Consider the following 15,788-nt stretch of genomic DNA (forward strand, 5'->3'; position numbering starts at 1 on the left):
AGATGCACATCGTTGACGGAGCCTTGTCCAACCCGGTCGTGATCGGCGGAGCCGTCGCTGCGGCGGGTGGGATTGCCATGGGCCTCAGGTCGCTGGATCTTGATCGCATCCCCACTGCGGGGGTGCTGTCTGCCAGCTTTTTCGTGGCATCGCTGATCCATGTGCCGATTGGCCCTTCGTCAGTGCATCTGATCCTCAACGGTATGGCCGGGCTTTTGTTGGGCTGGGCCGCATTCCCGGCCTTGTTCGTCGGGCTTTTGCTGCAGGCCGTCTTCTTTGGCTTTGGCGGGTTGACGGTATTGGGGATCAACACCCTGAACATCGCGTTGCCCGCGGTTTTGGCCGGGCTGATCTTTGGCCGCCTGATCGCCCATGGCTCACCTCTGCAAGGTGCGATATGGGGCGGGGTCGGCGGTGCCTTTGCCATCGCCGCCACAACCGGCATGGTTGCGTTTTCACTGGCCCTGTCCGGGGATGCATTCCTGCCAGTGGCCAAGCTTGTTTTCTTTGCACATATTCCTGTCATGGCGATCGAGGCGATCCTGACTGGGTTCGCGGTTTTGCTGGCGCGCAAGGTCAAGCCCGAGCTGTTTGTCAAACGAGCGGTCGCATGAGGTATCTGGCAATCATTCTGGCGCTGTGCTGCGCACCCCTACCTGCCTTGGCGCATAAGGTCATAGCCGGAGTGTTTAAATCCGGTGACGCCATCGAAGGCGAAATCGGCTTTTCCAACGGCGACATGGCAAGCGATACCGAGGTCATCGTCAACGGCCCGGACGGAGCCGAGCTGGGCCGTATCGTAACAGATGCAGACGGGTTTTTTATCTACACGCCAAACGCGCCGGTGGCCCATACATTCTTTGCAAACCTTGGTGCCGGACATGTGGCCGAGGTCACCATGCCCGCTGCGGATGTCGCCCGGATCATGGGCGTTGAAGCGGAACCCGACACCCCGCCAACAAACGCACCTGCCCAGACAGTGGCGGTGTTCAGCACAGAACAACAACAGGTCATTGCCAGGGCCGTTCGGGATGAGCTGCGCCCGCTGCGTCGGGAAATAGCGGCATACCGCGAACAAAATGACCTGCAAACTGTTCTGGGTGGGATCGGATATATCGTCGGTCTGTTTGGTCTGGGCTTTTACTTTGCGGCACGCCGCAAGCTGGCGGCTTGATGGCGCACGTTCTGGGGCAACAGGAAAACACGCTGGTCAAAGCGGGCGCGCAGCGGCGCGGCGCGATCAACCCGCTTGATCCTAGGATGCGGATCGTTATGGCGGTTGTCTTCGCGGTGGTGACAGTGGCGGTGTCCTCGCTGACAGCGCTGTGCGCGGCTCTGGCGGTGTCCCTTTCGCTTCTTGCCGCGTCGCGTCTGCCCTGGCGGAAGACATTGAAACGCATGGCCATGATGGACGGGTTCATCCTGTTCATGCTGGTGTTGTTGCCATTCTCCATGCCCGGCGACCCGATGTTTACGCTCTGGGGGTTTCCTGCAAGCTGGCAGGGTTTCTGGAAAGCGGTCGAGATCGCCTTGACGGCCAACGCGGTCATCCTGTCCCTTATGGTGCTGGTCGGCACGATGGAGCCGGTTACGCTTGGCCACGCCTTGCACCGCCTACGCTGCCCCGAAAAGCTGGTTCACCTTCTGATGTTCACCATCCGCTATATCGAGGTTCTGCGGGAAGAATACCTGCGCCTGCGCGCGGCTATGAAAGTGCGCGGCTTTCGCCCGGCAACAAACTGGCACACCTATCGCAGCTTTGGCTATCTCGTTGGCATGATGCTGGTGCGCGCGATCGAAAGATCCGAACGCATACTTGATGCGATGAAATGCCGGGGGTTTTCAGGCCGTATGCTGCTTCTTCAGGATTTTGCCCTGACCCGAAGGGACATTGTTTTTGCCGCAGGTCTTGGTGCTCTTTGCGCGGGTCTGATCATACTGGATTTTGCATGGCACTGATTGCGCTTGAAGATATCTGCTTTGCCTACCCCGGTCAGCCACCCGTTCTGGATGGTGCCAGCCTCAGCCTGTCCGCCGGTCAACGCCTGTCGCTGACGGGCCCGAACGGGGCGGGAAAATCGACCTTGCTGCGTATCACGCTTGGCTTGCAGCGCCCACGGTCCGGCACGGTCACGATCTTTGGTCAGCAAAGGGTGCAAGAGGCCGATTTTCACGACGTGCGCCGCCGGGTGGGACTTGTGTTTCAGGATGCGGATGATCAGTTGTTCTGCCCGACCGTCGCCGAGGATATCGCCTTTGGCCCGCTCAACCTGGGCAGAACACGCGACGAAGCACTTGCCATCGTTGAAAGCGTGTTGGGTGATCTGGACCTGATGCATCTGAAGAACCGCATCACCCACAAGTTGTCAGGGGGTGAAAAACGGCTGGTTACGCTGGCGACCGTTCTGGCGATGGAGCCCGAGGTTCTGCTGCTTGATGAGCCTACCAACGCGCTGGACCCACGGAACGAGGCCCGGCTGCTGGAAATCCTCCGGGCATTGCCGCAAGCGATCCTTCTTGTCAGCCATTCCCCGGCCTTCCGCGCCGAACTGGCACCGGATGCGCTCGATTTGCGAGACGGAAAACTGGTGGCTGTCTGACAGGACCAATCCGTGTTCAGCTGTGCCGCTTTCGGCTTATAAGCCCATATCTGACCGCCCATGCCCGAAACGACAGGCGTCCGCGCCGGTCCTGTTTCACCGGGTGTTTCGACTGCGCACCACCTTTTCGGTTGAATTCGAAAACGTCGATGATGCGCTCGGCGCAACCGCAGGCTTCGCCCATGCCAACTTTGGCAAAGAAGAATTTTTCGAAACGTTCCGGGTTTTGCATGGCGGCCCTCCTGTTCAAGCGTAACCCCAAAAGCCAAGTGCCGCCAAATCACATTGTTGCGGTCGCAGAGGGGGTCCTATGGCGCGGCGAATGCGCTTCCCGTCCAGACATTGTCCAGTTGGTTTAAAACCGGCGAGGTGATGAGCATCTCGGCAGGGTACAGCAATTGCAGCTCATCCGCGAACCGTGTGACGCCGGGTACAAGCCCGGTGATGTTCTGCCACGCGGCCCAGCTGCCGGGATCGGACAGGCTGTTGGGATTGCCGGGATCAGCCGCCTGGTGCCAACCGGCCGCATTCAGGATCGGTGAAAGGGCAAAGCGCGCATCGTTGCTGTCAACCTCGGAACAGGCAGCAGCATCGCATTCCCAGCTTGTCCAGTCTGCCGCCGCGATGGTCCCGGCAATCGGGGCGGCGGCGTCGATGACCCGTGCCAGAACCTCGAACCCGCCACCCGCAGTCGGACGGCTGAGCGACAGGGGGTCGGTGGCCACGGCATGCAGCGCCGCAGTTGGTGCCAGGCTGAGGGTCCGACCGATCAAAGCCAGCTGTGCAATACCGTCGGTCACCGGGCCTGATCCGGCGGCCGGCAGGACCCTGACAGGTGTCAGGATCGGCACCGCACCGCCACGTATCGCGATTTCCTGCAACGCATTGTCGAAGGCCGGAACGAAATCACTGCGGATCGTGAAGCTCAGCGGGAAACTGGCTTGTTGCGGACCTACGGGCCTTGCCCCGTCGCGGGTGATGAAAGACATCGGCGGAATGGCACCCGGCTGCGGCAGCGAAATCTGCGGTCCCGCGATACCCAAAGCGGCCGCGATCATGCGTGCGCGCTGTTCGGCCTCACCATACTCGCTCAGCAGATTGATATAGCCGCCGATCTCGGTGATGTTGCGCGGCGCAGGGATGCGCGATGGGGCAATATCGCCCGCAATGGCAAGCCTATGGGCAATCACCTCACGGGCACGCTGGATCGCCGGAGAGTTGGTCGTTTCAAGAATGTTGATGATCGCCTCGGCAAGGCTTTCATCAATTCCCGGTTTGTCCGTCACATTTGTGCTCGTGTCACTCATTGTCGTCCTCCGCAGGGGCGTTCAGGCCATTGAGGAAATCCAGCACCGACTGGCTGCCGGCCTTGGTCGCGCTGCCGTCATCGGCATCCGCGTTCGCCTTGGTGAAGGCCCCGAAAAGCTTGGCCAGAAGCAGCGTGTTGGATGGGTTGGCCAAAGCAGCAGCCCCGCCGGGGAAATCCTTGAACAGGTTTTGAACGAAACCGGCCCGGTTGCCATCCGGTTGCCCACCGATCAGCGCGGAAACACCCGAAGCGTTCTTGGCAATATCCTCAAACCCCTTGATCTTGGCGGCATTGCTGGCGTCGAATGCCTTCTTGTCAGCGGCGGCCTTCTTGGCTTCTTCCTCTTTGCGGGCGGCAGCGATTTCCTGACCTTTACCCGCAAGTTCCGTGGCCTTTCCAACCAGCTCCTTGGTCAGATCCGTCGCCGTGTCGATGGCCTTGTCCCGACCGGCGGCGACCGATTGCGTTTCAAGCGCCAGTTGCGCCTGCAACTCCTTCAGGCCCGTCAGATCAGTTCCCGCCCTTGCAAGATCAGGCGCAGCCTTGAGGATTTCGGCCAGTTGCGACGTGGGCACAGCCTGGCCGGTGCCAATGTCGCCCCCTGCAATGGTCAGCGTGTTCGAAGGCTGGTTGTTCGGCAGGTCTGACGGCGCACGTGTACCAAAGATGGCGTCACTGTCAGCAGGCAGGACCGGCGCGTCGCCAACCGGTGGCGGTGTCGGGCTGTCCTGCCAGTTCCAGAAGCGGCGATGGTCGATCATCTCGCAGGAATTGCAGCGGCCCAGTACAGCCTCGCCCAACAGGCCCCTGGTCGGCAGCGAGATCGTGCGGCGCGGTGGTCGGAAGTCTTCGCGATGGAAGGCCAGAAGACTGTCCTGAATGTCACCGGTCCGCATCTCCATCCGGTCGGCCAAATCGGGCGGGATCGAGAAGGGCATGATCATGGCATTGCCATAGAACCCCAACACCTTGTTCTGGACGGTGCTGAGCAGCGATATCTCGCTTGAGGCATCGTCCAGCCCGCCTTCCGGTACCCCTATGGTGAAACGCTCCAGCAGAATCGCACGTTCTTCGTCCGTCATGCTGGCCCAAATCACGCGGGAATAGCGAACGGTGTTGGCCACAATATGCTGGTACATTTCTTCGATGCGGCGCAGATCCCGGCGTGACAGAACGTCCGGCACTTCCTGCACCGAATAGGGCAGGGTGGCAGGCAGCGCCTGGAACGTATTGTCATCAACAACGGTCTGGGCGTTTTCGTTCATACGCGCCTCAAACTCGCTGACCATGGGCGGACCCACCAGATCGTCAAAGTCCGAGCCCGAGATCGTGGTGCGAAGGCTGCGGTTGATATTGCGGGTGGCCCGATCCAGATCGTCGGCATCTTCCAGATTGGCCAGATGCTCCCAGATGTTGAAAATGTTGATGGGATCAGGACCGGTGTAGAACGAGTAGGCAAACGAACCCGTCCGCCTGCGCAGCTCGACACGGGCGATATCCGACCGCTCGACCGAACGGGGCAAAGCCACAGAGCCGGTATAGGTCCGGCGCTTGGTCGGATCACGCCGGGCATCAGCCAGCCGGACAAGCAGGTTCTCGCGTGTTTCCGCTGGCAGGTCATGCAGGTTGTCGATGTCGATCGGCGATCCGGTCAGCGGCACAGGTCCGACCCGGTCGCCATCCTGCGTGAAGATCACGACAGAAATGTCATCATTGGGCATGAACGTGCCCTGCGCCTCGAAACTGACGATGTCCTGTGCGACGCCGGGCGCGTTCTGCGGTGTTGCATCCTTGTCCGCATAAAACTCTTCCAGCAGCTTCAGTGCGCTGCGGAATCTGCGGCGGTTTCGGAACACGCGCCGGAACACTTCGGCATGGCGCAGGATGACCTTGTACCGGCTCAGCAATCCGGACCGGGTGACATTGCCCGGCAACTGATCGCCTTGCCCCAGACGGCGGAAGCGGATGAGTTGCATGGGCACAAAGACCACCAGCTGCACGCCCTCGATACGCGTTTCCAGGGAAAAGTCCCGCAGGACTTCGAACCATTGCATGGTCATTGCGTGGCAATGATTGCGGTTGGCCACGAATTTCGTTGTTGCCGTCCGCCGATCCGTCGCAGTTGCAGTGCGCACACTGGTCCGTGCAGAATTGCGCTTGACCGAAGCCGCCCGTTCAAGCGCGGCAGAGAATGTCTCATGGGTGTCGGACAGAAAATCGCGCGATGTGTTCTGCGTGTTGGACGAATTGCCGGAAGAATTAGAACTGGACCGTGCGCCGCTGAAGCCCACGCCGCCGACGATGGCCCCGATGCCTCCGAACAGGCCGCCACCAACGCCACCTGCGCCTCCGAAGCTCTTTGAAAAAGCGCGGGTCGAAAACGAAGACGTGCCCTGAATTACCTCATCCAGCGCGCTTTCAAACGTACTGTCAAAGGACGTGTCGCGGGCTTCCTCGAATTCCTGTTGCTCTTCAAATGTCAGGCTCTCTCGTTCACGTACGCTCAGCGTTTCGCGCTGTTCCGACACGACAATCCGCTGCTCTTCTCCCGGGGCAAGCGGCAGGGAATAGACCAGCCGACCCAAAGACATGCCAGCGTGGACAGCCGTCGACCGCATCTTGGCAATATACCCAAGCGCAAGGCTCGACGCCTTGGGCACATCCTGAGGCCGCTCTTCAAGATCTTCAAAGAAGTCTTCAATATCAATGGGTTCATCAATCGGAATCCTGTCCCGAAAATCCCAATCACCCCCGTCATTGTTGAACGCGGCCAGAAGCGTTTCGGCGGACAGATTGGCCTGAGCAAAGGTTGTACCCGGAATAGTCGTCACAAAACGGCCACCGCCTATGGGGCGTGTTCGAACGATATTCTTGGGCCCGACGAGCGGATCAATCAGCCGGTAAAGAACCGAATAGCGCCGCCGTGAAACCGTGCCGCCTTCGGTTCGGTACTCCGACGCGCAATCGCCCTCGCCCAGCACGATAGGGGCCTGCGTACCGGTGAAATCGGATATGTTTTCTTCAGCATCCTCGGGATCCACCGGCAAGATATCGGCCAGCTCGCCGACGATCGAACGCTGCAAAGGGAGGAGCGTGCGATCCAGCACCACAAGGCCCATTTCGCCGTCCAGCGCGTCAACGCGCGGCACGGCTTCTGTCAGGGTGGTGTTTTGACCCCTGATCCGCAACCGCAGGCCGTTCTGTGGCAGGCGAAGATTGGGCAGATCAAGCGAGAAGAGCCCGCGCGCGTCCGTGACGGCGGCTTTGACAGCCCACGAGAAATCCGCGTTGTCGATCCCTTCATTGGCGGTAAAGGTGGGGCGCAGGACCTCGACGATCACACGTTCGGTAGGGGTCCCGTCAGGGTTGATCAGTTCCCCCCGCAGTTTCGGAGCGAGGGTGGGAACGACCGCCCCCAGAAAGCCTCCGGCCAGATCTTCGCGAATGGTTGCAAGCTGGCGAAAAACTGCGCCTGTCGACTGAACACGCCTGTCAACCAGATCGTTGATCACTTCCGCAGAAAGCTCAACTCCAACACCGCGGCGCAATGCCTTGAGCTTTTCCGCCTCAACCCGCTTCTGATCCTCAACGCTGTGCGCACCAGCCGCGACAGTGCCGGAAATTTCCGCTGATATCGATGGGTTTGGCCGAAGATTTGGTATGGACAGCGTTATGCGCGGGGGCTCACTGCTGGAGTCGGACATGAACGTCACCTCTCGAGAAAGAGCTGAAAAAAACGAGATGTCAGAAAAAGAAGTCAAATCATTAAAGGTGACCCAAGGTAACATGTTTGGGGGATTCGCGGAAGCAACGCAGGGTTGTGCCTACCGCCACGCGCGGCAAAGCGCTCAGGACAAGCACCGTGTCTCTTGCTGCTGACGGTATCCAGAATTGGTCAGAGCTGGACGAATAACCTGCCCGGAAACATCGGCATCCAAATCGCCTTTGGTCTAGTTTCGTGACTGCTGAGACGAATAGAAATACGCAATGGCCTGCGTTCGGTTTTTGACACTCAGCTTTTCGTAGATGTTGGACAGGTGAAACTTGACCGTGTTTGTCGAGATCTGAAGTTCCTTCGATAGATCCCGGTTTGACATTCCCTGCGCCAGCGCCTCCAGAATTGCGCGCTCCTTACGCGACAGGCTCTGGATCGGGTCCTGTTGCATTTTACGGATATCGATGAACGGGAACACCATCTTACCCGCTGCAACTTTGGCGCAGGTTTCCAGCAGACCCTCAACCTCGCCCGTGCGGGCGGCAAATCCAGCCGCACCCGCCTGCATCGCCAATCGCGGGACATCGCCGCCAGTGTCGCCATAAACGACAAAGCGCGGGGCGTTGGGCTGATCGCGCAGAACCTCAATCAGTTTGGCGGCCCCCAAAACCGGAAGTGTCCAGTCGACGACACCAACCTGAACGGGAACCCGCATCACCGTTCCCAGAAACCCTTCGGCCGTTGCTGACGTGGCCATCAGCGAGAATCGGGGGTCCCGCTCGAATATTTCGGACATGGCCGACAGAACCAGCGGGTTGCCGTCCGCCAGCATGATGTCGATGGGTTTGTTCGGTGTCTCAACCATATGATTTTGCCCCGATTCCGGAAAAACCTACCCATAAGGATAGGTCATTTCTTTGTATACCTTCGTATTTTTACCAAAACGGGTAGGTATTGCCCCGTCCTATTGGCCATCCAAAAGCAGTAGTAAGTTACGTTGCGTCATAAGGCAAGCTCGCGTTTCCTGCTCGGTAACTTGACACAACGGGCCGCTATGCCCGGCCAACAGCCGAGGATGCCAGACCATGACTTTTCAGATTTTCCCTCCGCTCGAAATCCCTCAGACCCTCGCAGCGGGGCCGGGGCCGGGCAACACGGATGCGCGCGTCCTCAAGGCCTTTGCCGATGCAGGCGTTGCCGATCACATGCAGGGGGACGTCCTTAGGGGGATGGTCGAATGCAAGCACATGCTGCGGAAAATCTGGGGCACCCAAAACGTCTATACCTTTGCTGTTGCCGGCACCGGTTGGAGCGCCCTGGACACCATGTTTTCGGCTGTCATGCCTAGCGATAAGGTCGTTGCTTTTGCCAACGGGACATTCTCGGGGATTGACGCGCTGACCCTGCGGATCAAGGCGGCGACGCCCGAAGAACATGCAGCCAACCCGATGGCACCTCAGGCCGCCAGCGTCACCGTGATCGAGGTTCCGCACGGCCAGCCGGTCACCGGTGATCTGGTCGAAGCGACGCTGGCGCAGCACAAACCGAAATGGGCTTTCATGGCGCATTGGGAAACCGGATCGGGCCGCATCAATGACCTGCGCGGATTTTCCGACGCGTGCGAACGTCATGGCGCGATGGGTCTGATCGATGCGGTGTCGTCTCTGGGCGTCGATGACTTCTCGATAGACGATTTTCCGGGTATCGCCGGATGGGCGTCCTGCCCGCAGAAAGGTCTGTGCTGCTTGCCGCTGACCTATGCCCCTGTCAGCTTTACCGACGGCTATATCACCTCACTGAAAACCACCGGTGCCTATACCTATGTGCACAATCCCATCTTTGAGGCCCGCCATTGGGGCATTGTCGATGGGCAGGATGTTGAAAAGGGCACCTATCACCGCACCCATTCGGGCTACGCCGTTGCGGCCTTCCATGAATCCCTGCGCCTGACCCTTCAGGAAGGTCTGGCCAAGCGGTCCGCGTCGTACAAGACGCACGAGAAGGTTCTGCGGGACGCCGTCACCGAAATGGGCTGCGAGGTCACCTCCGACATGCCCAGCCTGATCGTGCTGAACCTGCCCCCGGAACTGGCTGGCCGCGAGATGGAGCTGGTCCAGAACTGCCGCGCGCGCGGGTTTGGCATCTGGCCGACGCTCAGCGCACCCGTGCAGGTGCGCATCGGCATCCTCAACCAATTGAACCGCGACGCCGTCAGCCGGATTGTGCGCCTGTTCGCCGAAGCCATCCGAGAGCTGGGCGGAACGGTCGACCAAGACGCAATCGAAGACCTGCTGGAAAGCCGTTACGGCACCTCAATCGCTGCATAAACAGGAGCGGATCAGATGGATATTCACGAATACCAGGCAAAGGAAATTCTTTCGAATTTCGGTGTCGCCATACCATCCGGCGCACTGGCCTACAGTCCGGAACAAGCGGCCTATCGGGCGCGTGAGCTGGGCGGTGACAAATGGATCGTCAAGGCGCAGGTCCATGCAGGCGGTCGCGGCAAGGCCGGAGGGGTCAAGCTGTGCAACACCGAAAACGAAATCTATCAGGCCTGCGATGACCTGTTTGGCCGCAAGCTGGTCACGCATCAGACCGGCCCCGAAGGCAAAGGCATCTATCGCGTCTATGTCGAAGCCGCCGTGCCGATTGATCGCGAGATCTATCTGGGTTTTGTCCTCGACCGGTCCAGCCAAAGGGTGATGATCGTGGCCTCGTCCGAGGGCGGGATGGAGATCGAGGATATCTCGGCTGACCGCCCGGAAAGCATCGTCCGCTCCATCGTGGAACCGGCGGTTGGGCTTCAGGAATTTCAGGCGCGCGAGATCGCATTCAATCTGGGGCTTGAACCCAGGCTGATCCAGCAAATGGTGCGTACATTGCAAGGCTGCTACGCCGCCTTTAGCGAGCTGGACGCGACAATGGTCGAGATCAACCCGTTGGTCATCACGGGTGACGACCGGGTGCTGGCGCTTGACGCCAAGATGAGCTTTGACGACAACGCCCTGTTCCGCCATCCGCAAATCTCTGAACTGCGTGACAAAAGCCAGGAAGACCCGCGCGAAAGCCGCGCGGCCGACCGCGGATTGTCCTATGTCGGGCTGGACGGAAACATCGGCTGCATCGTCAACGGCGCTGGTCTGGCGATGGCCACGATGGACACGATCAAGCTGGCTGGTGGCGAACCTGCAAATTTCCTCGACATCGGCGGCGGGGCCTCGCCCGAACGTGTGGCCAAGGCGTTTCGTCTGGTCCTGTCGGACGACAATGTTCAGGCCATTCTGGTCAACATCTTCGCCGGTATCAACCGCTGCGACTGGGTGGCCGAAGGCGTTGTTCAGGCCCTGCGGGAACTTGACATCGACCTGCCCGTCGTTGTGCGGCTGGCTGGAACGAATGTCGAAGAGGGTCAGAAGATTCTGGCCAAGTCCGGCCTGCCGATCATTCGCGCCTCAACGCTGATGGAGGCGGCAGAACGCGCTGTTGGCGCATGGAAAAACGACCTTACTCAAGGCACCAAGATGAGGGCTGTGAAATGAGCATTCTTCTCGACCGTGACTCGCGCGTCATCGTGCAGGGCATCACCGGCCGCATGGCCCGGTTCCATACCAAGGACATGTTGAACTATGGCACCAATGTCGTGGGCGGTGTCGTACCCGGAAAAGGTGGCGAAACCGTCGAAGGTGTTCCGGTCTTTGACACCGTCAAACAGGCTGTCGAGGCGACCGGCGCGGATGCCAGCCTTGTTTTCGTACCCCCGCCATTTGCGGCGGATTCAATCATGGAAGCCGCAGATGCCGGTATCCGCTACTGCGTCTGTATCACCGACGGGATTCCGGCGCAGGACATGATCCGGGTGAAGCGGTACATGTACCGCTACCCGAAAGAGAAACGCATGGTGCTGACCGGGCCGAACTGTGCCGGTACGATCTCGCCCGGAAAGGCGCTGCTGGGCATCATGCCGGGCCACATCTATCTGCCCGGTCATGTCGGCATCATCGGTCGCTCGGGCACGCTGGGCTACGAGGCCGCGGCGCAGCTGAAAGAACGCGGCATCGGTGTCTCGACCAGTGTCGGCATTGGTGGCGACCCGATCAACGGGTCATCCTTCAAGGACATCCTGCAGCGGTTCGAAGAGGACGAGGACACCCATGTCATCGCCATGATCGGCGAGATCGGCGGCCCACAGGAAGCTGAGGCTGCCGAATACATCCGCGACCACATCACCAAGCCGGTGATTGCCTATGTCGCGGGTCTGACCGCTCCGAAGGGCCGCACCATGGGCCACGCGGGTGCGATCATCTCGGCCTTTGGCGAAAGCGCCAGCGAAAAGGTCGAGATCCTGTCTGCCGCCGGGGTGACCGTTGCCGAAAACCCCGCGGTGATCGGTGAAACAATTGCCCGTGTGATGGAGGCCGCGTGATGGTCAAACCCTCGGTTCTTGTGACCCGTCGCTGGCCTGCCGCCGTCGAGGCGCAGCTGGCCGAGACCTATAACGCCGTTCTGAACACCGGGGACAAACCCATGTCCCCGGCCGAAATCCGGCAAGCCTTGAAAACTTATGACGCGGTGCTGCCAACTGTAACGGACACACTGAGCGCCGAGGCAATGGACGTCCCTGGTGCGCAGACCAAGATCCTGGCCAATTACGGTGTCGGATACAGCCACATCTGCGAACCGTCGGCGCGTGAGCTGGGCATGACCGTGACCAACACGCCCGATGTTTTGTCCGAATGCACCGCTGATATCGCCATGACCCTGCTGCTGATGGTGGCCCGGCGCGCGGGCGAGGGTGAGCGCGAGCTTCGGTCCGGCAACTGGACCGGATGGCGGCCCACGCATCTGGTTGGAACCAAGGTCAGCGGCAAAACGCTGGGCATCATCGGCTATGGCCGCATCGGGCAAGAGATGGCCCGGCGTGCGCATCATGGCTTTGGCATGGACATCCTCGTCTACAACCGCAGTCAGATAGCGCCGGATGTGCTGGCCAGGTGCAATGCAACGCAGGTGGCCTCGATTGACGACTTGCTGCCGCAATGCGACTTCGTCTCGCTGCATTGCCCCGGCGGGGCTGAAAACCGCCATCTGATCAACGCGCGCAGACTGGGCCTGATGAAGCCCGACGCCTTTCTGATCAACACCGCGCGCGGTGAGGTGATCGACGAATGGGCGCTGATACAGGCCCTGATGTTCGAGATGATCGGCGGGGCCGCGCTGGACGTGTTCGATGGTGAACCCCGTATCAGCCCGGACCTGCTGCAATGCGACAACCTCGTGATGCTGCCACATCTGGGCAGCGCCACCCGTGAAGCGCGCGAGGCGATGGGGTTTCGGGTTCTCGATAACCTGAATGATTTCTTTGAAGGCCGCGAACCCCGGGACCGCGTGATCTGATGCAAGCGCTGGCCCCGAATATGCAGCCCACTCCCAACCCCTCGAGCTATGCCGAAGGGTTGCGCTCGGAATTGCGGGCGTTGTGGCGGAACATATTGCTGAAACGGGCGCCACATGTGGCGGCATGGGCCGAGGCCACGCCGCTGAAAGCCATTCCCACGGGACCCGAAGCAACGCCGTATTTGCAGGCCCTTTCGATCTGGTTCCAATTGTTGTGCATCATCGATGAAAACGCCGAGGTTCGGGACCGTCGATTGACCGAAACCCAAAACGGCGCAGAAGCGGTAGAAGGCGGTTTTGCCGAAGCCCTGACGGACTTGTCCCTGACCTATAACCAGGTTGAAAAGCTGACCGCTAACCTGTGTACCGGTCCCACGCTGACCGCGCATCCGACCGAAGCCAAGCGGGTTACGGTTCTGGAAATTCACCGGCGTATCTACCGCAACCTCGTCAGTCTTGAAACGCAACGCTGGACCCCGACAGAACACGCCGAATTGCTGAATGGTCTGGAAGGAGAGATTGATCTCCTATGGCTGACCGGCGAACTCCGCCTGTCGCGCCCAAGCCTGCACGACGAGATCGAATGGGGGTTGCAGTTCTTCCGCGATGCAATCTTTGACGCCGTCCCGCAGGTTATGGGCCGCTTCGATCAGGCCTGCCTGCAAGTGCTGGGCCGTACGCTGAGCGATACACCCGATATCCGCTTTCACAGCTGGATCGGCGGCGACCGGGATGGCAACCCAAATGTCACGACCGAGATGACCGCATTGGCGCTGAAACGCGGACACGAAACAGTTCTGGAGCTTTATCGCCAGGCACTCGAACGTGCTGCGGGCAGGTTGAGCATCAGCGCGCTGATATTGCCTTTACCTGAACCTGTCAGGACGCAAGTACAAGCGATAGTCGACCGGGCTCCGGTCGCCGGACGCAATCGGAATGAACCGTTCCGGCAAGCACTCAATGCCATTCGCTATCGGCTGACAAACAGCGGCTATGATCACATCTCGCAATTCGTGGGCGATCTCGACACGCTTGATACCGCTTTATGTGCGGTCAACGCGGATATTCTGGCGCGGCAGCACATCCGTCCGCTGCGCCGGGCCGCTTCGGTTTTCGGGTTCCGGACCACAACGCTGGACATCCGCCAGAATTCGACCGTCACAACCGACGTTCTGGCCGAAATCTGGTCGCATAGCGGAAAGGTGCCGGTTTACGGCACAGCCGAATGGTCTGCCCGCTTGCGAACCGAACTGGCCGATCAGAACCTGCCTTATCAAGACCGCGATGCGTTAAGCGATCAGGCGCGGGAACTGCTTGCTCTTCTGGCTCTGGTCCATGGTGTGCGATCGGGACCGGACCCCAAGGCAATAGGGCCCTTCATCCTGTCCATGACCCGTTCGGCCGACGACATTCTCGGCATCTACCTATTGGCCCGCTATGCCGGGTTTGGCTCCGAAACTCTGGATCTTTCGGTAGTCCCATTGTTCGAGACAATTGCCGATTTGCGAAATGCCCCATCGATCCTGCTGGACGTTCTGGCTGTCCCGCTTGCCCGTCGCAGCCTCAAAACCGACGGTCGGGTAATCGAGGTGATGCTGGGATATTCGGACAGCGGCAAGGACGGGGGCTATTTCTGCTCAACATGGGAGTTGGAGCGCGCCCAACGCCGGATCGTCTCGGCGCTGGCCTCGCAAGGTTTCAATGCCACGTTTTTCCATGGTCGCGGCGGCTCGGTCAGCCGGGGTGGTGCACCGACCGGGCGTGCCATTGCCGCGCAGCCCAGCGGAACAGTTGCCGGGCGGCTGCGCGTGACCGAACAGGGCGAGGTGGTTTCGGCCAAATATGCCAACCGGGGCACGGCTGCGGCGCATCTGGAGTTGTTGCTGTCAAGCACGATGCGCCATACGGCGACCCCTGACGAGGCGCCTTCACGGCCTGAATTTGATGACGCATTGGATGCTTTGTCAGAGTTGTCACAGACAGCCTATGTCTCGCTTTTGCAGATGCCGGGTTTTCTGGACTATTTCCAGCAGGCGAGCCCCGTCCAAGAACTTGCCCGCCTGAAAATGGGGTCCCGCCCGACCCGCCGGTTTGGCGCGGCCAGTCTGGATGACCTGCGGGCCATTCCGTGGGTCTTTGCGTGGTCGCAGAACCGCCACCTGATCACCGGCTGGTACGGGTTCGGCACCGCCATGGCCAGTTTTCGCAAGTTTCGCGGCGCGCGCGGTGATGACGTGTTGCACGACATGTTTCGACACTCCCGCCTGTTCCGCCTTGCCGTCGATGAGATGGAAAAATCGCTCTATCAGACGGATATGGAAATCGCAGCGCAGTATGGTGAATTGGTCTCTGATATCGAGATCCGCCAACGTGTATCGCAGGTGATCAAGGCGGAATACGATCGTGCCTGCAAAGCGATCCGGTTTCTGACCGGTGGCCAGGTCATCGGCCATCGCTTTCCCCGCCTTTGCGAGAGGTTTGACCGCAAACAGGCCGAATTGGCCCGCATTCATGCCCTTCAGGTCGAACTGCTGCAACACGCCCGCAACGAACCGCAGGCAGGGTCAGTTCCCGTGCCCCTGCTGCAATCCATGAACGCCATTTCCGCTGGTCTTGGCTGGACCGGCTAACCATTTTCAGGAGACCAAAACTGTGAACGCCCCGCATCGAACAGATGGATTTTTCACCCAGTCCTTGTCGGACCGCGATCCTGAGCTTTTTGGCTCGATCCGGTCTGAGCTGGGTCGTCAGCGCGACGAGATCGAGC

14 protein-coding genes are annotated in these 15,788 nt (G+C 60.0%); 10 read left to right on the plus strand and 4 right to left on the minus strand.

All coding sequences use genetic code 11. The features are described 5' to 3' along the window. Positions 1-2: 2 nt before the first annotated feature. Genes cbiM through ACR0ES_RS19060 form a run of 4 tightly spaced genes read left to right on the plus strand, consistent with a single transcriptional unit; the run spans position 3 to position 2,600 of the window. Positions 3-614, plus strand: coding sequence for a cobalt transporter CbiM (cbiM, locus tag ACR0ES_RS19045; protein WP_480871505.1), 612 nt, complete (start codon positions 3-5; stop codon positions 612-614). Next, the gene (locus ACR0ES_RS19050) at positions 611-1,174 is read left to right on the plus strand and encodes a cobalt ABC transporter permease (protein WP_480774458.1); all 564 of its coding nucleotides are present in this window, start codon (positions 611-613) and stop codon (positions 1,172-1,174) included. The genes cbiM and ACR0ES_RS19050 overlap by 4 nt, the downstream gene beginning before the upstream one ends. After that, on the plus strand, positions 1,174-1,959 hold the full coding sequence (gene cbiQ / locus ACR0ES_RS19055; RefSeq protein WP_480774459.1) for a cobalt ECF transporter T component CbiQ: 786 nt from the start codon (positions 1,174-1,176) through the stop codon (positions 1,957-1,959). Before ACR0ES_RS19050 ends, cbiQ begins: the two co-directional genes overlap by 1 nt. Beyond that, a complete protein-coding gene (locus tag ACR0ES_RS19060; protein ID WP_480774460.1) occupies positions 1,950-2,600 on the plus strand; it encodes an energy-coupling factor ABC transporter ATP-binding protein in 651 nt (216 codons plus the stop codon). Before cbiQ ends, ACR0ES_RS19060 begins: the two co-directional genes overlap by 10 nt. A gap of 16 nt (positions 2,601-2,616) precedes the next feature. Here ACR0ES_RS19060 and ACR0ES_RS19065 read toward each other — a convergent pair whose 3' ends face one another. The 3 genes from ACR0ES_RS19065 to ACR0ES_RS19075 all read right to left on the minus strand — a co-directional run bounded on the left by ACR0ES_RS19065 (position 2,617) and on the right by ACR0ES_RS19075 (position 7,613). After that, entirely contained in the window at positions 2,617-2,832 is a 216-nt protein-coding gene (locus tag ACR0ES_RS19065; protein WP_480539989.1) for a hypothetical protein, read from the minus strand. Positions 2,833-2,908: 76 nt separating this feature from the next. After that, complete coding sequence (locus ACR0ES_RS19070) at positions 2,909-3,907, minus strand: hypothetical protein (RefSeq protein ID WP_480871506.1); 999 nt, start codon at positions 3,905-3,907, stop codon at positions 2,909-2,911. Next, on the minus strand, positions 3,900-7,613 hold the full coding sequence (locus ACR0ES_RS19075) for a hypothetical protein (protein WP_480774462.1): 3,714 nt from the start codon (positions 7,611-7,613) through the stop codon (positions 3,900-3,902). The genes ACR0ES_RS19070 and ACR0ES_RS19075 overlap by 8 nt, the downstream gene beginning before the upstream one ends. On the opposite strand from ACR0ES_RS19075, the gene ACR0ES_RS19080 reads away from it, so the two are divergent. After that, positions 7,612-7,788 (plus strand): hypothetical protein, encoded by a 177-nt coding sequence (locus ACR0ES_RS19080; protein WP_480539983.1) that lies wholly within the window; start codon positions 7,612-7,614, stop codon positions 7,786-7,788. The genes ACR0ES_RS19075 and ACR0ES_RS19080 overlap by 2 nt on opposite strands. A gap of 71 nt (positions 7,789-7,859) precedes the next feature. On the opposite strand, the gene ACR0ES_RS19085 is transcribed toward ACR0ES_RS19080, so the two are convergent. Beyond that, on the minus strand, positions 7,860-8,489 hold the full coding sequence (locus tag ACR0ES_RS19085; protein ID WP_267365646.1) for a response regulator transcription factor: 630 nt from the start codon (positions 8,487-8,489) through the stop codon (positions 7,860-7,862). Between the two features lie 220 nt (positions 8,490-8,709). Between ACR0ES_RS19085 and ACR0ES_RS19090 the strand changes: the two genes are divergently transcribed. The 5 genes from ACR0ES_RS19090 to ACR0ES_RS19110 are packed head-to-tail and all read left to right on the plus strand — an operon-like array spanning position 8,710 to position 15,651. After that, entirely contained in the window at positions 8,710-9,951 is a 1,242-nt protein-coding gene (locus ACR0ES_RS19090; protein WP_480871507.1) for a pyridoxal-phosphate-dependent aminotransferase family protein, read from the plus strand. Between the two features lie 15 nt (positions 9,952-9,966). Continuing rightward, a complete protein-coding gene (locus ACR0ES_RS19095; protein ID WP_480489220.1) occupies positions 9,967-11,166 on the plus strand; it encodes a malate--CoA ligase subunit beta in 1,200 nt (399 codons plus the stop codon). Next, positions 11,163-12,050, plus strand: coding sequence for a succinate--CoA ligase subunit alpha (gene sucD / locus ACR0ES_RS19100; protein ID WP_209508187.1), 888 nt, complete (start codon positions 11,163-11,165; stop codon positions 12,048-12,050). Before ACR0ES_RS19095 ends, sucD begins: the two co-directional genes overlap by 4 nt. Continuing rightward, on the plus strand, positions 12,050-13,021 hold the full coding sequence (locus ACR0ES_RS19105) for a 2-hydroxyacid dehydrogenase (RefSeq protein WP_480489218.1): 972 nt from the start codon (positions 12,050-12,052) through the stop codon (positions 13,019-13,021). The genes sucD and ACR0ES_RS19105 overlap by 1 nt, the downstream gene beginning before the upstream one ends. Next, entirely contained in the window at positions 13,021-15,651 is a 2,631-nt protein-coding gene (locus ACR0ES_RS19110; RefSeq protein ID WP_480871508.1) for a phosphoenolpyruvate carboxylase, read from the plus strand. Before ACR0ES_RS19105 ends, ACR0ES_RS19110 begins: the two co-directional genes overlap by 1 nt. The last annotated feature ends 137 nt before the right edge of the window (positions 15,652-15,788 follow it).

This window comes from Ruegeria sp. N7 (genome assembly GCF_056531345.1).